Below are 17541 nucleotides of genomic sequence, written 5' to 3'. Positions count from 1 at the left end.
GGTACGGGACCATCCAGGTGGTGGAAGTTCGATGAAAGCAAAGGCAAAGGGCGCGCTGATCGTCGTCCTAGGCCTGTTGGCCCCGGTCGTCAACACTGGCGCGGCGGTGCCGGGCGTGACGCCCAGGATGTTGGTCGAAATCACGGACCTGTCAGGCGTCGCGATTTCTCCGGATGGCGCGAGCGTCGCCTTTCGCACCGAAAGGGCCTCCATCGAGCGGAATGCCTACGACGCATCTTGGTACGTGCAGAATCTCCATGTGCCGGATTTGCCCGTACGCATTGCGGACGGCGGAACGCCGCTACGCGACTCGGCCGGGTTCTCGGTGGCGGAAACACCACAATGGTCCAGGGATTCCCGGTGGCTTTACTATCGGGCGCTGGTCGACGGAGAGGCGCAGGTCTGGCGCGCTTCGCGGGACGGCCATCGCGCAGAGCCGGTCACCAGCGACGCCGCGAACATCGAACGCTTCCTGCTCAGCGAGGACGGACGTAGCCTGGTCTACCGGGTCGGCGCGGCACGGGAAGCGATCGCGCGGGCGGAGATGGTGGAGTACGACCGGGGCGTACGATTCGACGACACGATCTTCGGTCAGCAGAACTTGTTCCGCTCCCACCCCATCGATGGCCGGCTGGCGAGCCCGAGAACGATCCATGGACAGGCCCTGCTCTGGCAGGCGCCGAAGGTTTTCCGTACGGTCGACCTCGATACGCTGGAAGCGTCTGCCGCGTCGAGCGACCAGGTCGAGGACTTCATACGCCGGAGCGCAAGTCCCGGTGATCGCGTTCCCGGCGCCAGGGCCGTGGCCGTTTCGGGCGATGGGCGACGTATCGCGACGCTGTCGGGCACCTATCCGGCGTCCGAGCTGCGCGTGCTGGCAACCGCAGGAAACTCGCCGCCGCTGGCTTGCCAGGCATGCAAGGCGCTGGTGATCGAAGCCATGGTGTGGCGCGGTGACGATGAACTCGTCTTCACCGTGCGGGACATCGAGCGGGGCTTCGCGCAGTCGCTCTACGCGTGGCGTGTGGGCGAGAGCGGGGTCCGGTTGATCGTCGGCTCGGATGGTCTGTTCGCCGGCGACCGCTACGGCCAAGCGTCGACCTGCGCAGTTGGCCTGCGCCATGCCGCCTGCGTCTCCGCCTCCGCGAGCGTGGCGCCGCGGCTGGAACGCGTGGATCTCGACAGCGGAGAGCGGTTGATCCTTGCCGATCCGAACGAACGTCTGAGCAGGGTCAGCCGGAACAGCACGGAAGTGGAGTTCCTGTCATGGACGGACCGGGCGGGCCACGTCTTCACCGGGCACCTCGTGACGCCGGCGGGTCGGAAGCCACGCGAGCGCCTCCCGCTTTTCATCACCTACTTCCGTTGTCCCGGGTATTTGCGTGGTGGGTACGGGGATGAATGGCCGTTGACGACATTGGCCAGCCACGGCATCGCATCGCTTTGTGTGAACCGTCCCGTGTTGCCGAGCGCGTGGGATCAGAGCGCAGCGGAGGACTATGCCACTGCACTCGATGGAGTAGAAAGCATCATCGACCTCTTCGACGAGAGGAGCATCGTCGACAGGCAGCGGGTCGGCATGGGCGGACTGAGCTACGGAGGCGAAGTGGTGGCATGGATTGCAGGCAATTCCAGCCTGCTCAGTGCCGCTTCCGTCGCCACTACGCAAACCTCTCCTGCGTGGTACTGGTTCAGTGTGCAGGTCGATGGCCGAGCGGACGTCATCGCTCGCCGCTGGGAGTTGGGTGCGCCGGAGGACACGCCGGAGAAGTGGAAGGAGCTGTCGCCCGCCTTCTTCGCCGACCGGATCGATGCGCCGTTCCTCATGCAGATCCCGGAAGGGGAGTATCGAGCGAACCTGGAATTCCACATCCGCCTGTTGCGTGAGCACACGCCGACAGAACTGTGGATCTACCCCAACGAGACTCACCGGAAATATCGCCCCCGCACCAAGCTCTCCGCCTACGAGCGCAACCTGGACTGGTTCCGGTTCTGGCTTCAGGACTACGAGGATCCCGCTGGACCAAAGGGCGAACAGCATCGGCGTTGGCGTGCGATGCGCAGGATGCAATGCGAACAGCCGGTCAGTTCGCGACCCCCTCGGTACTGCTCGGCCGTAGCCAGCCGCGCAGACGAGTAGGCCGCGCGTGAATGGGTAGTCGACTGGTGCTATCAACGACGACCGTGCAGTTACGTTCATGCGGGTGCGGGCTGGACCCCTTGCGTACCGACGCTGGTTCGATGGGCGTTGTGCAACGCATGCTTCGATGTCCCGGTGTGTTCAGGCGGAGAGGACGGGGGAAGCGGTGGATTACCTTGCTTCCGTCTGCTGTGGTGCGGGGGAAGCCACAGCCCGCTCTTCAGCAACGATGCGCACCGGTACACCCAAGGCTTCCGAGAGAGCCGCCCGACTGCCCACTGCAGCCTCGTTTCCAAGGTCCACCGTCAGAACCAGATCGCCGGCACGCTCATCGACGTAGCCGCCATGGCCAGAGGGGAGAAAGTGCGTAATGATGTCGCGCCGTTTAAGCGCGGCACGCAGCTGGTCGACAGAATGTAGCGCGCCGGTCTGAACTTCCACTCGCACCCTGTCGTCTCCGAGCTGGTAAGGCAGGGTGCCTTCTCCCTCCTTGCCGGTCAGCCTGACCACGACATGGAAATCCGGCTCTCGCTCGATATAGATCCCGGCGATACGATCACGAAATCGCTCCTGGAGGGCTGCCGCAAGCGGTCCGGTGTCGGGTTCATTTATACCGGTCTCGACTCTCATGGGGCTCTCGGGAACGCCCGCTGGTCGGACTGGTCCGGGAACCATTCCGCCTGCACTCGGCGGCTCTTGTGCCGACGTTGGAGTCGCTGCAAGCAGCACGAGCGGTAATACGGTGGCAGGCCATCTATTCATGGTTTTTCGCGACGGTACGACCGGCTTTCACCGGCCGTACTGTATCACTGTGACTAAGATCCGATTATGGCCTCACGGGTAGCGAGTTTCAGCCCGAAATTGCTGTAAGCATAGTCCTTGCTCGTGTACCAGCAAGGATTGCCGGCATGTCGCGTCGATACCGGTGCGGTCCACAGATATCGGACACGGATCCTCCTGAGTTGTGGGAGCGACGACGACCTGCAATGAGCGTCGCACGCCTCTGCGCCGGCGAGTTCCGGTGGCGAGGTGAACGGTACGAGTCGTCGGTGCTGGCGCGGGTCAAATGCAGCCGCGGATGAGATCCGCCGCGCGCTCGGCGATCATGATCACGGGGGCATTGGTGTTGCCGCCGGGCAGGACCGGCATCACCGAGGCGTCGATCACGCGCAGGCCGTCGACGCCGCGCACGCGCAGCTGCGGATCCACCACCGAGGCCGCGTCCTCGCCCATGCGGCAGCTGCCGGCGGGGTGGTAGACGCTCTCGGCCTTGGCGCGGATGAAGGCTTCCAGCTCGCGGTCGGACAGGTCCTCGCGCGCCGGGTGGATCGGCGCGCCACGGTACGGGGCGAATGCCGGCTGCATCAGGATCTCGCGCGACAGGCGCGCGCATTCGACCATCATCTTCAGGTCGAAGCCATCGGCATCGCCGAGGTAGTTCGCCTCGATCCGCGCCTTGTCGCTGGCGCGTGCGCTGGCCAGGCGGATGCGGCCGCGGCTGCGCGGGCGCAGGAAGCAGGCGTGCAGGGTGTAGCCGTCGCCGGGCAGGCGGTTGCGGCCGTGGTCGTCGAGCATCGCCGGGACGAAGTGGAGCTGGATGTCGGCGCGGTCGTCGGGCGCCAGGCGCGAGCGCACGAAGCCGCCGGCCTCGGCGATGTTGCTGGTGCCGGCGCCGGAGCGATTGCGCAGGTAGTAGCCCCAGGCGATGCGCGCATCGCTGAGGCGATCGTAGGTGAGCCGCTGGGTGGCGTGATACAGCGTGCAGATGTCGAGATGGTCCTGCAGGTTGCCGCCGACGTCCGCCGCATCGACCTGTACCGCGATGCCATGGGCGCGCAGTTCATCCGCCGGGCCGATGCCGGAAAGCATCAGCAGCTGCGGCGAATTGATCGCACCGCCGCACAGCAGCACCTCGCGCGCGGCGGGCTGGTGGAAGGCTTGGCCGCGCGCGCCGTACACCACGCCGCTGGCGCGTCCGCCTTCGAAGGTGATGCGGTTGACCAACGCACCGGTCTCGACGGTGAGATTGGGGCGCTCGCGTGCCGGGCGCAGGTAGGCCACCGCGGCCGAGCAGCGCGCGCCGTCCTTCTGCGTGACCTGGTACAGGCCGACGCCCGTCTGCTGCGGACCGTTGAAGTCGTCGTTGTGCGGAAGCTCTGCCTGCTGCGCGGCTTCGATGAACACCCGCGACAGTGGATTGACGTGGCGCAGGTCGGAGACGGCCAGCGGTCCGTCGCCGCCGTGCAACGCGTCCGCACCGCGGCGGTTGCCCTCCGAGTGCCGGAAGTAGGGCAGCACGTTGTCCCAGTGCCAGCCGGTCGCGCCGCGCGCGGCCCAGTCGTCGTAGTCGCCGGGTACGCCGCGGATGTAGCACATCGCGTTGATCGAGCTCGACCCGCCCAGCACCTTGCCGCGCGGCCACCACAGCATGCGGTTGTCCAGCTGCGGCTCGGGCACGGTGTCGTAGTCCCAGTTCACGCCCTTGCGATTGACCAGCTTGGCCAGCCCCGCGGGCATGTGGATGAAGGGATGCCAGTCGCGCGGGCCGGCTTCCAGCAGCAGTACGCGGACGTCGGGATCCTCGCTCAACCGGTTGGCGAGCACGCAGCCCGCCGAACCGGCGCCGATGATGATGTAGTCGTAGGCGGGCGCGGCGGGACGGACGGGCATCGTGCGACGCTAAGCGGCGGCGCTAGAGCATATGCTCTTGCCGGCGCAAGCGTCCGGCGCCGGCCTTCCGGCTGTCCGCGGAGTGGCCGCGCGGAAGAACCGCGTCCGCCAGGCGCCGTGGCGATGTCGGCTGCCGCGAAGCCGGCGTTGACGCGCGGAGAGGTTCGGGCCAGATTCCGCTGGACTCCCACGACCGGCCGACGCATGCAGCCTTCGTTCAAGGACGCCCTTCGCGTCTGGCTCAAGATCGGCCTGGTCAGCTTCGGCGGACCGGCCGGGCAGATCGCGCTCATGCATCGGCTGGTCGTCGAGGAGAAGCGGTGGGTCAGCGAGGCGCGTTTCCTGCATGCGCTGAACTACTGCATGTTGCTGCCGGGGCCGGAGGCGCAGCAGTTGGCGACCTACGTCGGATGGCTGCTGCACCGCACCCGCGGCGGGCTGGCGGCCGGGATCCTGTTCGTGCTTCCCGGTTTCGTGCTGATGCTCGGCATCGCCGGCGTGTATGTCCTGTACGGGGACGTGGGCGTGATCCGGGGACTGCTGTTCGGCATGCAGGCCGCCACCCTGGCGATCGTGGTCGAGGCGGTGCTGCGGATCGGCCGCAAGGCGCTGAAGCACCGGCTGCTGTGGGGCATCGCCGCGTTGTCGTTCCTGGCGATCTTCGCCTTCGGCGTGCCGTTCCCCCTGGTGATCGCGGGTGCCGCGCTCGCCGGCGTGGCCGGTGCGCGGCTGCGCCCGGCGGTGTTCCTGCCGGCGCAGGTCGACCGCGCCGATGACGCGGCGCTTGCGCGGCAGGCGCATCCGTCGGCGGGCTGGACGTTGCGGGTACTGCTGGGCGGCGCGGCGTTGTGGGGCCTGCCGCTGTTGTTGCTGCTGGCGACGCTTGGGATGGGGCATGTCTTCGCCGACGAGGCCTTGTTCTTCAGCAAGATGGCGCTGGTGACGTTCGGCGGCGCCTACGCGGTGTTGGCCTACATGACGCAGCAGGCGGTGGAGCGCTACGGCTGGCTCGGCCCGACTGAAATGGTGCAGGGCCTGGCGCTGGCGGAAACGACGCCGGGGCCGCTGATCCTGGTGATCACCTTCGTCGGCTTCCTCGGTGCCCATGGAGATCCGGGCACGTTGAATCCGTTGCTCGCGGGTGTGCTCGGCGCGTCGCTGTCCACCTGGGTCACGTTCGTTCCCTGCTTCCTGTGGATCTTCCTCGGCGCGCCCTACATCGAACGCCTGCGCAACCGCCGCCTGCTCTCGGCCGCGCTGACCGGGATCACCGCGGCGGTAGTCGGCGTCATCCTGAACCTGTCGCTGTGGTTCGCGATCCACGTGCTGTTCGCCGAGGTCGGCCGCTGGCAGGGCTGGGGCCTGAGCTTGCCGTTCCCGGTCGTTTCCTCGCTGGACGCCGCGGCGTTGGCGCTCGGCGCCTTCGCGATGCTGGCGATGCTGCGCTTCAAGGTCAGTCTGCTGAAGACCCTTGGCGCCTGCGCGTTGCTCGGGCTGCTGGCGCAAGCGGCAGGCATCGGCTAACGTGCCGCGGAATGCTCCCGGGGCGTCCGCCGCGCAGCCACGTCCATGACCGCAGAAGTCCCGAAGCAGCGCATCGCGCGCTTCCGCGCCGCGCTTGTCGCCTCGCCCGCGCTGTGGTGGGCGCTGCTGTACTTCTTCTCGCTGCTGTGCGGCTACTACGTGCTGCGGCCGGTGCGCGACGCCATGGGCGCGTCGAGCGATGCGGCCGCGGTGTTCCCGCGCTGGCTGCTGGACCTGGCCGCCGCCCGCGGCATCGCGCTCGGCGACTACACGCTGCAGATCCTGTTCACCGGCACGTTCTTCGCGATGCTGCTGCTGCAGCCGCTGTACGGCGCGCTGGTGGCGCGGTTTCCGCGGCGGGTGTTCCTGCCGGCGGTGTACCTGGTGTTCATCGCCTGCCTGGGCGGCTTCTGGTGGGCGTTCGACACCGATGCGTCGGGTCGCGGCGCGGTGTTCTTCGTGTACATCGCGGTGTTCAACCTGTTCGCGGTGACGGTGTTCTGGAGCTTCATGGCCGACGTGTTCGACAACGACCAGGCCAAGCAGGTCTACGGCTACATCGGCGCCGGCGGCACCCTCGGCGCGCTGTCGGGGCCGGCCCTCACCCGGATGCTGGTCGAGCCGCTGGGCGTGGCCAACCTGCTGCTGGTGTCGGCCGGGTTCATGGCGCTCTGCCTGCTGTGCATCGTCAGGCTGCGGCCCTGGGCGGTGCGCCGCGAGCGGACCCATCGCGAGCAGAGCGGCGAACGGCCGATGGGCGGCTCGGTCTGGGCCGGGCTGCGCCTGGCCTGGCATGACCCGCTGCTGCGCGCGCTGTCGATCCTGATGTTCTTCGGCGTCGGGGTCGGCACGCTGCTGTACAACGAGCAGGCGGCGATCGTGCGCCAGTACTATCCCACCGCAGAGGCCGCGACCCGCTTCTACTCGACCATCGACTGGGCGGTGAACACGCTCACCATCCTGGTCCAGGTGCTGCTGACCCGCTGGCTGCTGCGCCGCTACGGCGTGGCGCCGCTGCTGCTGCTGCCGGCGGTGGCGATCCTGGTCGGGTTCTCGCTGCTGTCCGCCTCGCCGTTGCCGCTGCTGGTGGCGGTGGTGCAGGTCGTGACCCGGGCCAGCGAGTTCTCGCTCAACAAGCCGGCTCGGGAGACCCTGTACACGCGCATGGCGCGCGAGTCGCGCTACAAGGCCAAGGCGGTGATCGACACCGCGGTCTACCGCGGCGGCGACGTCACCTTCGTCTGGGTCCACAAGCTGCTGGCCGGGTTCGGCTCCAGCGTGGTGTTCCTGGCGGGCCTGGGCGTGGCCGCGGGCATGACCTTCGGCGCATGGCGGGTGGTGCGGGAACAGCGCAGGCTGCCGGAACACGCCCATGAGGTCCGCCGCCATGCAGAGTCGTCGTGAGTTCCTGTCCGCCGGCCTGGCGACCGCCAGCCTGTTCGCGTTGCCGGTCTCGGCGTGGGGCGCCCCCGGGCGCACGCCCGAACCGCTGCGCATCCTGATCCTAGGGGGAACCGGTTTCCTGGGGCCGCATTTCGTCGAGGCGGCGCGGGCGCGCGGGCACCGGTTGACCCTGTTCAACCGCGGCAAGAGCAATCCGACGCGCTTCGACGGGGCCGAGTTCGCGGACATCGAGCAGCTGCGGGGCGATCGCAAGAGCGACCTGTCGGCGCTGGAGGGCGAGCGCGAATGGGATGCGGTGCTGGATACCTCGGCCTACGTTCCCGCCGACGTCACCCGCAGCGCCGGGCTGCTCGCGCCGCGCGCGAAGCACTACCAGATCATCTCCACGGTCTCGGTCTACGCCCGCAACGACGTCGCCAACGACGAGGACAGCCCGCTGGCGCAGCTGGACGATCCGGCCGTGACCGAAGTGACCGGCGAGACCTACGGCGGCCTCAAGGCGCTGTGCGAGCGCGCCGCGGAGGCGGCCATGCCGGGGCGGGTGACCGTGGTGCGGCCGGGGCTGATCGTCGGGCCGGGGGACCCCACTGACCGTTTCACCTACTGGCCGGCGCGCGCCAACCGCGGCGGCGAGATCCTGGCGCCGGGCAGCGCCGCGGATCCCACGCAGTTCATCGACGTGCGCGACCTGGCGGCCTTCATGCTGCACCTGATCGAGGGCGGCACAGTAGGCGTCTTCAACGCCGACGCACCGGCCGGTGCGCTCACCATGGGCGCGCTGCTGGCCAGCTGCCAGGCGGCTGCGACGCGCGCCAACACGATCAATTGCGTCCGTGCGCCCTGCCCGCAGCCGCCTGGGCACGCCTCGACGCTGACCTGGGTGCCCGCGGATTTCCTGGCCGCGCAGGCGGTCAGCCCGTGGCAGGACATGCCGGTGTGGATCCCGGCCGAGGGCGACTACGCCGGCTTCGGCCGCACCCGCACCGAGCGCGCGCAGCGCGCCGGCCTGCGCCATCGGCCGTTGGACGAGACCGTGGCCGACGCCCTGGCGTGGTGGCGATCGCTGCCCGAGGAACGGCAGGCAGGGCTGAAAGCCGGCCTGTCGGCCGAACGCGAGGCCGAGGTGCTGGCGGCGTGGCACGCGCGCGAGACGGTGTCGGAGGCGTGACGGACGCGGCGTCGCCGGCATGCCTGCGCACTGACAAACCCATGCCCCGCCCGCACCCGTAGAGCCGAGCAAGCTCGGCTCTACGGCGGGCGAGGCCCTGCGGCCGTCACCGGAGCAGCGGCAGCGCGAACAGGATCGCGCCCAGCACGAACGACGCGGTCAGTGCATGCACCAGCGGATGGTTCACCCGCAGGAACACGAACTGCTCGATCGTGCGCCCGACCCAGAACAGCGCCATGAACAGCAACAGCGCGCGTCCGAGCGGCGTGGCGTGCAGCTCGGAAGGGAACAGGAAGCAGATCGCGGCGATCCCGGCGAACACGTAGATCAGCCGCAGGTTGAGGATCTGGACGATCGCGCGGGTGGGCAGGCCGATCTTGCGCAGCTCGTGCTTCCAGCCGAACAGTTTCCAGAATGCCAGGTGGAACAGCGCGAAGCCGAGGCTGTGCAGTCCGCAGAGAAGAATCAGCGTCTCGTTCGACATGGCGGCCTCGCTATCCGGCGGTTGCGGTGCCGTCGCCCGCCGCGGCCCGCGGCGAGACCCACATGGCGATCCTGGCGCGGAACACCACGTCGCCTCGCGGATCGCAGACGACCACCTGCACCGGAAGTTCGTAGCCCGTGTCGGCCACGTGCGGCGCGAAGCCGGGCGTGGCGACGGCGCGCATCGTGCCCTGCGCCTTCTTCAGGTACTCGACCTGCATGCCTTTCGGAATCCAGCGCATGCCGGCCGGGAGGCTGACGTCGGTGGTCAGGCCGCCGACGAACTCGGCCAGGTTGCACAACGCGATCGCGTGCACCGTGCCCAGGTGATTGGTGACACGGCGGCGATGGCGGATGCTCGCCTCGCCGCGGCCGGGTTCCAGCGACAGCAGCCGCGGGCGGACGCTGGCGAAGTACGGCGCCTTCCAGCACACCAGCCGCGAGAACAGCCAGCGGCCCAGCGGCCGCCGCCCGAGCTTGCGGTACAGCGACAGCACCGATGCCCCCATGACACTCGCTCCCTTCCGGTCCCGCCGCGACGGCGGGGCGCGCAATCCTCGATCGCGGCGTGCCCGGCCGGGCGCGCCGGTGAGCGGACTCAGGCCGCTTCGCGCGACGAGTCCTTGCCCTGCGGCCGGTCGTAGTGGCTCGCGGCGACCAGTTCGTGCGGATCGAAATCGTCGACGCTGATGGTGTCGATCGTGAGCTCGCGCAGCTCCTCCAGCAGCATGCGCTCGTCGGCGGTGATCCAGCCCTCGCGCACGCCCTCGTCGAGCTGGGTGGCGAAGTCCAGCGCCTCGATGTCGCTGTTCTTCAGCGCCTTGAGGAACTTGCGCTCGACCGGCTCGGCCTGGATCGCCTTGGCCAGGTAGCTGTTGATGCGGCCGGCCGGGTTGTTGGCGCCGGGCGTGGTGAACACGTCCTCGGCCAGGCGGTCGCGGGCGTCGTTGGGATTCATCAGCAGCGAGGCGACGCGGTGCCCCAGGCGGTCGCTCGGCGCCACCGCGCGGCGGCCGAACGGGAAGATCAGCGCCCACAGCAGCCAGCCGACCGGGCGGATCGGGAAGTTGCGCAGCGCCCCGGAGAACGCCACCTCGATCTTGTGCACGCAGTCGTGGAACGCCCACGCCAGCAGCGGGTGGTCGCCGGCGGGACGCTCCTGGTCCTCGTAGCGCTTGAGCATGCTGCTGGCGATGTAGAGCTGGCTGAGCACGTCGCCCAGGCGCCCGGACAGCGACTCCTTGAACTTGAGCTTGCCGCCGAGCAGCAGCATCGAGGTGTCGGCCATCAGCGCCAGCGCCGCCGAGTAGCGGTTGAGCTTGCGGTAGTAGCGGCGGGTGTAGGCATCGCCCGGCGCGGCGCCGAACTTCGCGCCGGTCAGGCCGAACCACAGGCTGCGCACGGCATTGGAGATCGCGAAGCCGATGTGGCCGAACAGGTTGCGGTCGAACTCGTGCAGCCGCTCGCGCTCGTCTTCCAGCTGCGCGGCCTTCATTTCCTTGAGCACCCACGGGTGGCAGAGGATCGCGCCCTGGCCGAAGATCATCAGGCTGCGGGTCATGATGTTGGCGCCCTCGACCGTGATCATGATCGGCACCGCCTGCCAGTTGCGGCCGGCGTAGTTGCGCGGACCCAGGATGATGCCCTTGCCGCCGTGCACGTCCATCACGTCGCGCGCGACCTCGCGCGCCATCTCGGTGCAGTGGTACTTGGAGATCGTCGACGGCACCGCGGGGTTCTCGCCGCGCGCGACCGCCGCGGCGGTGGCCTGCGCCAGCGCGCTGATCGCGAAGGCGCGGCCGCCGATGCGCGCCAGCGCCTCCTCGACGCCCTCGAAGCGCCCGACCGACAGCCCGAACTGCTTGCGGATGCGGGCATAGGCGCCGGTGACGATCGCGCCCATCTTGGCGCCGCCGCTGGCCGAGGAGGGCAGGGTGATCGAGCGGCCGATCGACAGGCACTCGACCAGCATCTGCCAGCCCTTGCCGGCGTAGGCCTCGCCGCCGATCAGCTGGCTGAGCGGGATGAAGACCTCCTTGCCGCGGATCGGGCCGTTCTGGAACGGGCTGTTGAGCGGGAAATGGCGGCGGCCGATCTCGATGCCCGGCGTCTCGCGCGGCACCAGCGCCAGGGTGATGCCGATGTCCTGCTTCTCGCCGAGCAGGCCGTCCGGGTCGTACATGCGGAAGGCCAGGCCGATCAGGGTGGCGACCGGCGCCAGGGTGATGTAGCGCTTGTCGAAGGTGAGCTTGACGCCGACCACGCGCGCGCCGTTCCACTCGCCCATGGCGACGATGCCGTAGTCCGGGATCGAGGTGGCGTCGGAGCCGGCGAACGGGCCGGTCAGGGCGAAGCAGGGCACCTCGCGGCCGTCGGCCAGGCGCGGCAGGTAATGGTCCTTCTGCTCCTGGGTGCCGTAGTGGATCAGCAGCTCGCCCGGGCCGAGCGAGTTGGGCACGCCGACCGTGGAACTGACCACGCTCGACACCGAGGCCAGCTTCTGGATCACCTTGTGGTTGGCCAGCGCGGTGAACCCGAGGCCGCCGTATTCCTTCGGGATGATCATGCCGAAGAACCTGTTCTTCTTGATGAACTCCCACATCGCCGGCGGCAGGTCGGCATCGACATGGGTGATCTCCCAGTCGTTGGTCATCCGGCACAGCTCCTCGGTCGGGCCGTCGACGAACGCCTGTTCCTCGTCGGTCAACAGCGCCTTGGGCTGGTCCAGCAGCACGTCCCAGTCGGGCTTGCCGGAGAACAGCTCGCCCTCGAAGCCGACCGTGCCCGCCTCCAGCGCGGTGCGCTCGGTCTCCGACAGCGGCGGCAGGATCTTCAGGTAGAAGCCGAGCAGCGGCTTGGTGATCAGCGGCCGGCGGAGGCCGGGAATCAGCAGCGGCACCGCGATCAACGCGACGATCACGGCCGCGATCGCGGTCGCGACGGGGCTGGCGCCGAGCAGCCAGCAGGCGACCAGCAAGGTGGCGGTGATCGCGGCCCAGACCGCCAGCCGCAGCCGGTGGTAGGCGGCGAAGGCGCCGGCGAGGAGAAGGGCGAGGAAGGGAATCGCGACGCTCATGTGGCACTCCAGGGACGGCGAGGCTCGGTGGGTGGAGTCAGCCGCCCGGCACGTGCGCGTGCGGCGTGACCATACGCTCAAGTATGGTAAGCCCATCCGGTCCTGTCAATGATGGCGGACGGCACGTCCCCAGAACATGACGGAACCTTTTGCGCACGCCGGCGTATGGATACACTGCCGACATGACTTCCGCCGCCGCCCCGGCTTCCGACAAGCCGCCCGCCACGAAACCGCCGGAACGCAGCGGCCGCCTCAGCGCCGACGACTGGGCCCAGGCGGCCCTGGACCTGATCGCCGAGCAGGGCGTGGCCGCCGTCGCGGTGGAGCCGCTGGCCCGCCGCCTGGGCGTGACCAAGGGCAGCTTCTACTGGCATTTCCCGTCCCGCGACGCGCTGCTGCAGGCGGCGCTGGAGCGCTGGGAGAACGTCGAGCAGGAAGCGGTCTTCGGTGCGCTGGAGAAGATCTCCGACCCGCGCGAGCGCCTGCGTGCGCTGATCCACATGGTCGCCCACGAGATCAAGTCGCACGTGATCTACAGCGCCATGCTGCAGGCGCTCGACCACCCGATCGTGCAGCCGGTGATCGGACGGGTCTCGGAACGCCGGCTGGACTATCTCACCGCCTCGTTCCGCCAGGTCGGCTTCGGCCGCAGCGAGTCCCAGCACCGCGCCCGACTCGCCTACACCGCCTATGTCGGATTCCTGCAGCTGTCGCTGCAGCTGCCGCAATCGCGGCTCGACCACGACACGTTCGACGAGTACATCGAACACGTCATGGCGACGCTGATCCCGGCCGAGCCCGTCGGTCCGGATGACGCATCGTCACGGTGAAGCCGTGCCGTCTCGTGAACGGCCCGCGATCAACGCGCCTGCGAGCGATGACGGGCCGCCGAGGCCGAGTCCATGGCACGCAACGCTGCTGAACGTCTGAAGCAACAGCGCGGCCGGATCGAAACACGTCCCAGCAGCAGTGCGCAGTGGCGGGAGACGGTTGCCGTCGTGCCGCCGCTCACGCCGGTCCGGGACTCGGCTGCAGCTGCCCGCCGCGCCATTCGCGCTGCTCGACGGCATGGCCGCGGCGTTCGAGCCAGTCCAGGATCGAGCGCACCGTCACGACCGGATAACGTCCGGACAGCCGCGTGCCGGCCGGGTGGTCGGTGAAGGCGGCGTTCGCCGAGAACAGACCGCCGAGCACGCGTTTTGCATAGGCGATGCGGATGTGGTCGGGCCGGAATTCCTCGGCTTGCGCCCGGGCATAGGCTGCCGCGCGCGTCGGTGGAAGCGCTGGGTCGATGCGCTGCGCCGCAAAGGTCTCCAGCACCCAGGCCGTCGAGTTCTGGTAGTCGCGGCTGCCGGGGCGGGCGATGATGCTGTAGCGGGACTGGTGCAGGGCGTCGGTGGGCAGGGCGTTCAAGTGCGCAGCCAGGCGCCTGGCGAGTTCCGGCTGCAGCCAGACGATGCGGGCGTCCTGGTTGACCAGATCGTCGGCGAAGAAATTGACCAGGCCCTGGACGTGCAGCGAGGAGCGGTCGCTGCCGCATTCGTTGAGCAGGTGCACCACGCTCCAGCGTCCCGCGTCATGGTCTCGGACCGCGAAGCCGACATGGCTGTAGACCAGGCCGTGCTCCGACAGGTCGGTCCCGACCCGGGCCACCAGCGCGGCCGGCGCGTCCTGCCGTTCCAGGGCCGCCGCCACCCGCACCGCGGTTTCCGCTGCGGCGGCGACTTTCGCCGGGGGAACCGGCGACGGGTCGCAGCCGGTGCCGGCGAATGCCGCCGACGGCGGCAGTGCCACCAGGAATGCCAGCAGGATCGCGGGGGCTCTCATCCGGAAATCCTGTGCGAGTGGATCAAGGGCCGGGTCGCGGCATCGGCGATGTAGCACAGCGCTTCGCCGGCGGCGCTGAGTATCCACCCGGTGGAGACCGCCGTGACCACGATGCCGGTCCCGACAACGATGCCGAGCCCATGCACGGTCTCGGCCGACAAGCGCACCACGAAGGCCGAACCCGCGGTCGCCGCGGAGACGGTGAGCAACGCGGTTTCGCCGCTCGATTGCACCGCGGTGACGGTGAAACGGGCGCCCTCGGACAGCGCATGGGTGACGGCGAGCGGGACCTCCAGCGAGGCGGCCAGGCTGCCTTCGGATTGGTGACTGGCGGCCTGCGATTGGGCGCATGCCGTTGCTGGAAGGCCGGAGAGCGCCAGGGCGGCGGCAAGCAGGATCGAAGGACGGAGATCCGGACGGACGATGGTCATGGTGTTCCCCCTGTGTCGCCGCACCATGGCGGGGTTCCGGCCGGACCGCAACGAAAATCGACCGGGTTACGCTGGAATCGATCCGAGGACTATGATTCCGATACCGTGGCCATCTCGATCGAACTCGTCGACGCCTTGAAGCGCTGCCTGCGCGCGCAGGGCCTGACCTATCGCGAGCTCGCCGCGCGGCTGAGGCTGAGCGAGGCCGCGGTCAAGCGCATGTTCTCGCTGCGCGCGATGAGCCTGCAGCGGCTGGAACAGGTCTGCGACGCACTCGACATCGGGCTGGCCGAACTCAGCGCCGAGGCCGGGCGCGGGCGCAGCGCCATGGCGGAACTGGACGAGGCGCAGGAGCGGGCGCTGGCGAACGATCCGCGCCTGCTGCTGGCCCTGTTCCTGACCGTCAATCGCTGGCGGCAGGACGACGTGCTGGCGCATTTCGATTTCGACGTGGCGCAATGGACCGGCTTGCTGGCGCACCTGGATCGGCTCGGCATCATCGAGTTGCAGCCGGGCAATCGCGCCAGGCTGCTGACCGCGCGCAACTTCCGATGGCGTGCCGGCGGGCCGATGGAACGCTATTTCCGTCGGACGCTGCTGGGCGATTATTTTGCCGACCCGTTCGATGGCGAACAGGACGTATTGCTGCTGCTCAGCGGCAGCTTGAGTATCGACGGCGTGCGCCAGCTGTGACTGCGGCTGGCCGAGCTGGCGCGGGAATTCGACGGGCTGCTGGCCCGCGATGCGACCCTGCCGGCACAGGAGCGTGTAGGCGTGAGTCTGGTGCTGGCGCAGAAGCCGTGGTTGCTGCAGCTGTTCCATCCCTACCGGCGCGCCCAGTCCGGTTGAGCCGGATCAAGCATCGCGCGTGGCGTTCAGCCCGTAGTGCAGGTGCAGCAAGACCCGGCCGGCGGCGATCCCTAGAATGTCCCGGGACAACACCGCCTGGGAGGGCGCATGAACGCAGTCACGCCGTTGCACCACACCGGTCCTTTGCGCGGTAGTCGCCTGGAGGCGCTGAACCGCTGGGTAGGGCAGGTGGCGGCGCTGACCCGTCCGGAGCGCATCCACTGGTGCGATGGCAGCCCGGAGGAATACGAGGCGCTGCTGGCGCGGATGCAGGCCGATGGCATCCTGCTGCCCTTGAACCAGCGGACGCATCCGAATTGCTGGCTGCACCGTTCCGATCCGGACGATGTCGCCCGCGTCGAACACCTGACCTTCGTCTGCACCCGCGATCGCGACGACGCCGGCCCCAACAATCACTGGATGGCGCCGGCCGAAGCGCACGCGAAGATCGACGCGCTGTTCGAAGGGTGCATGCGCGGACGCACGCTGTACGTGGTGCCGTACTGCATGGGCCCGATCGATTCGCCGCTGGCGCGCTGCGGCGTGGAGATCACCGACTCGCCGTACGTGGTCGCCAACATGCGCATCATGACCCGCATGGGCGCCGCCGCGCTGGCGCGGATCGAGCGCGAGGGTGCCGAGGCGGCCGCCCGCGGCGAGCGGGCGGACACGTTCGTCAAGGGATTGCATTCGCTCGGCGAGCTCGATCCGGAACGGCGCTTCATCATGCACTTCCCCGAGGAACTGGCGATCAAGTCCTACGGTTCGGGTTACGGCGGCAACGCGCTGCTCGGCAAGAAATGCCACGCCCTGCGCATCGCCTCGTGGCAGGCACGGCAGGAAGGCTGGCTGGCCGAGCACATGCTGATCGTCGGCATCGAGAATCCCCAGGGCGAGACGCACTACATCGCCGCTGCGTTTCCAAGCGCCTGCGGCAAGACCAACCTGGCGATGCTGATCCCGCCCGAGCGCTACCGCGCAGCCGGCTGGAGGGTCTGGACCGTGGGCGACGACATCTGCTGGATGCGCCCGGGCGAGGACGGCCGGCTGTGGGCGATCAACCCGGAGGCGGGCTTCTTCGGCGTCGCGCCCGGCACATCGGCCAAATCGAACCCGAACGCGCTCGCCACGATCGCGCGCGACACCATCTTCACCAATGTCGCCGTCACCGACGACAACCAGCCGTGGTGGGAAGGCCTGGACGACCGTGTGCCGGCGTTGGACTGGCAGGGGCGGCCGTACGACCCGGACCGCGGCCCGGCCGCGCACCCGAACTCGCGCTTCACCGTTTCGGCGAAGCAGTGCCCGACCTATTCCCCGCACGCGGAGGATCCGCAGGGCGTGCCGATCTCGGCGATCGTCTTCGGCGGCCGCCGCGCCTCGCTGGTGCCGCTGGTGTTCGAGGCCCGCGACTGGACCCACGGCGTCCTGGTCGGCGCCGCGATGGCGTCGGAAACCACCGCCGCCGCCGCCGGCAGGACCGGCGTGGTCCGCCGCGACCCGATGGCGATGACGCCGTTCTGCGGCTATCACTTCGGCGACTATTTCGCCCACTGGCTCTCGTTCGACGTGCCGGGCGCGAAGCTGCCGAAGATCTTCCACGTCAACTGGTTCCGCAAGGGCGAGGACGGGAAGTTCCTCTGGCCCGGCTTCGGCGAGAATCTGCGGGTGCTCGAATGGATCGTCGAACGGATCGAGGGCCGGGCCGATGGGGTCGACACGCCGATCGGCGTTCTGCCACGCGAGAACGACATGGACCTGGACGGCGTCGAACTGTCTGGCGAGGCAAGAAGCGGGCTTTTCGCCTGCGTCCGCGAGGCCTGGCAGGCCGAACTCGCCGAGATCGGCGAGTTTCTCGACGGATACGGTGCACATGTGCCGGAGGCCCTGGCGGTGGAGCGGCAGCGGGTTGCGGACGCGCTTGCGGGTTGAGCGGCGAGCGGGCCGGAGCAGGGTCGGCGACGCACGG

Annotated in this window: 14 protein-coding genes; 7 read left to right on the top strand and 7 right to left on the bottom strand. The window is 68.9% G+C overall.

Annotation, left to right across the window (positions count from 1 at the left end; genetic code table 11):
- Positions 1-31: 31 nt before the first annotated feature.
- Positions 32-2140, top strand: coding sequence for an Atxe2 family lasso peptide isopeptidase (locus U3649_RS17115; protein ID WP_407352493.1), 2109 nt, complete (start codon positions 32-34; stop codon positions 2138-2140).
- A 171-nt stretch (positions 2141-2311) separates the two neighbouring features.
- Here the strand turns inward: U3649_RS17115 and U3649_RS17110 are convergent, their stop codons facing one another.
- Both U3649_RS17110 and U3649_RS17105 read right to left on the bottom strand, forming a co-directional pair.
- Entirely contained in the window at positions 2312-2770 is a 459-nt protein-coding gene (locus U3649_RS17110) for a hypothetical protein (protein WP_407352492.1), read from the bottom strand.
- 432 nt (positions 2771-3202) lie between these two features.
- Positions 3203-4810: a GMC family oxidoreductase gene (locus U3649_RS17105; protein ID WP_407352491.1), complete on the bottom strand. Its 1608-nt coding sequence runs from the start codon at positions 4808-4810 to the stop codon at positions 3203-3205.
- Positions 4811-5014: 204 nt separating this feature from the next.
- On the opposite strand from U3649_RS17105, the gene chrA reads away from it, so the two are divergent.
- The 3 genes from chrA to U3649_RS17090 are packed head-to-tail and all read left to right on the top strand — an operon-like array spanning position 5015 to position 8906.
- A complete protein-coding gene (chrA, locus tag U3649_RS17100; RefSeq protein WP_407352490.1) occupies positions 5015-6334 on the top strand; it encodes a chromate efflux transporter in 1320 nt (439 codons plus the stop codon).
- A gap of 45 nt (positions 6335-6379) precedes the next feature.
- The gene (locus U3649_RS17095; RefSeq protein ID WP_407352489.1) at positions 6380-7738 is read left to right on the top strand and encodes an NTP/NDP exchange transporter; all 1359 of its coding nucleotides are present in this window, start codon (positions 6380-6382) and stop codon (positions 7736-7738) included.
- On the top strand, positions 7722-8906 hold the full coding sequence (locus U3649_RS17090; RefSeq protein ID WP_407352488.1) for an NAD-dependent epimerase/dehydratase family protein: 1185 nt from the start codon (positions 7722-7724) through the stop codon (positions 8904-8906). Before U3649_RS17095 ends, U3649_RS17090 begins: the two co-directional genes overlap by 17 nt.
- A 106-nt stretch (positions 8907-9012) precedes the next feature.
- Here the strand turns inward: U3649_RS17090 and U3649_RS17085 are convergent, their stop codons facing one another.
- From U3649_RS17085 to U3649_RS17075, 3 genes are all read right to left on the bottom strand, one after another.
- A complete protein-coding gene (locus U3649_RS17085) occupies positions 9013-9390 on the bottom strand; it encodes a hypothetical protein (RefSeq protein WP_407352487.1) in 378 nt (125 codons plus the stop codon).
- 10 nt (positions 9391-9400) lie between these two features.
- A complete protein-coding gene (locus U3649_RS17080; protein WP_407352486.1) occupies positions 9401-9898 on the bottom strand; it encodes a hotdog fold domain-containing protein in 498 nt (165 codons plus the stop codon).
- Between the two features lie 89 nt (positions 9899-9987).
- Positions 9988-12465 (bottom strand): acyl-CoA dehydrogenase, encoded by a 2478-nt coding sequence (locus tag U3649_RS17075; RefSeq protein WP_407352485.1) that lies wholly within the window; start codon positions 12463-12465, stop codon positions 9988-9990.
- Positions 12466-12647: 182 nt separating this feature from the next.
- Between U3649_RS17075 and U3649_RS17070 the strand changes: the two genes are divergently transcribed.
- On the top strand, positions 12648-13295 hold the full coding sequence (locus U3649_RS17070; RefSeq protein ID WP_407352484.1) for a TetR/AcrR family transcriptional regulator: 648 nt from the start codon (positions 12648-12650) through the stop codon (positions 13293-13295).
- 178 nt (positions 13296-13473) lie between these two features.
- On the opposite strand, the gene U3649_RS17065 is transcribed toward U3649_RS17070, so the two are convergent.
- On the bottom strand, positions 13474-14292 hold the full coding sequence (locus U3649_RS17065) for a DUF2145 domain-containing protein (protein WP_407352483.1): 819 nt from the start codon (positions 14290-14292) through the stop codon (positions 13474-13476).
- Entirely contained in the window at positions 14289-14750 is a 462-nt protein-coding gene (locus U3649_RS17060) for a hypothetical protein (protein ID WP_407352482.1), read from the bottom strand. The genes U3649_RS17065 and U3649_RS17060 overlap by 4 nt, the downstream gene beginning before the upstream one ends.
- A gap of 78 nt (positions 14751-14828) precedes the next feature.
- On the opposite strand from U3649_RS17060, the gene U3649_RS17055 reads away from it, so the two are divergent.
- Positions 14829-15416 (top strand): helix-turn-helix domain-containing protein, encoded by a 588-nt coding sequence (locus U3649_RS17055; RefSeq protein WP_407352481.1) that lies wholly within the window; start codon positions 14829-14831, stop codon positions 15414-15416.
- A gap of 264 nt (positions 15417-15680) precedes the next feature.
- Complete coding sequence (locus U3649_RS17050; RefSeq protein WP_407352480.1) at positions 15681-17504, top strand: phosphoenolpyruvate carboxykinase (GTP); 1824 nt, start codon at positions 15681-15683, stop codon at positions 17502-17504.
- Positions 17505-17541 lie beyond the last annotated feature (37 nt).

The sequence above is a fragment of the Luteimonas sp. R10 genome (assembly GCF_045689605.1).
Taxonomy (GTDB): domain Bacteria; phylum Pseudomonadota; class Gammaproteobacteria; order Xanthomonadales; family Xanthomonadaceae; genus Luteimonas.
The sequence above is the reverse complement of the archived record's forward strand: the minus strand, read 5'-3'. Positions and strand labels throughout refer to the sequence as shown.

Bases quoted from the DNA above. Each gene is read 5' to 3' on its own strand.
- U3649_RS17085 (WP_407352487.1), bottom strand. From the start codon at position 9,390: ATGTCGAACGAGACGCTGATTCTTCTCTGCGGACTGCACAGCCTCGGC.
- U3649_RS17050 (WP_407352480.1), top strand. From the start codon at position 15,681: ATGAACGCAGTCACGCCGTTGCACCACACCGGTCCTTTGCGCGGTAGT.
- U3649_RS17060 (WP_407352482.1), bottom strand. From the start codon at position 14,750: ATGGTGCGGCGACACAGGGGGAACACCATGACCATCGTCCGTCCGGAT.
- U3649_RS17095 (WP_407352489.1), top strand. From the start codon at position 6,380: ATGACCGCAGAAGTCCCGAAGCAGCGCATCGCGCGCTTCCGCGCCGCG.
- U3649_RS17105 (WP_407352491.1), bottom strand. From the start codon at position 4,810: ATGCCCGTCCGTCCCGCCGCGCCCGCCTACGACTACATCATCATCGGC.
- U3649_RS17115 (WP_407352493.1), top strand. From the start codon at position 32: ATGAAAGCAAAGGCAAAGGGCGCGCTGATCGTCGTCCTAGGCCTGTTG.
- U3649_RS17080 (WP_407352486.1), bottom strand. From the start codon at position 9,898: ATGGGGGCATCGGTGCTGTCGCTGTACCGCAAGCTCGGGCGGCGGCCG.
- U3649_RS17090 (WP_407352488.1), top strand. From the start codon at position 7,722: ATGCAGAGTCGTCGTGAGTTCCTGTCCGCCGGCCTGGCGACCGCCAGC.
- U3649_RS17070 (WP_407352484.1), top strand. From the start codon at position 12,648: ATGACTTCCGCCGCCGCCCCGGCTTCCGACAAGCCGCCCGCCACGAAA.
- U3649_RS17075 (WP_407352485.1), bottom strand. From the start codon at position 12,465: ATGAGCGTCGCGATTCCCTTCCTCGCCCTTCTCCTCGCCGGCGCCTTC.
- U3649_RS17065 (WP_407352483.1), bottom strand. From the start codon at position 14,292: ATGAGAGCCCCCGCGATCCTGCTGGCATTCCTGGTGGCACTGCCGCCG.
- chrA (WP_407352490.1), top strand. From the start codon at position 5,015: ATGCAGCCTTCGTTCAAGGACGCCCTTCGCGTCTGGCTCAAGATCGGC.
- U3649_RS17110 (WP_407352492.1), bottom strand. From the start codon at position 2,770: ATGAGAGTCGAGACCGGTATAAATGAACCCGACACCGGACCGCTTGCG.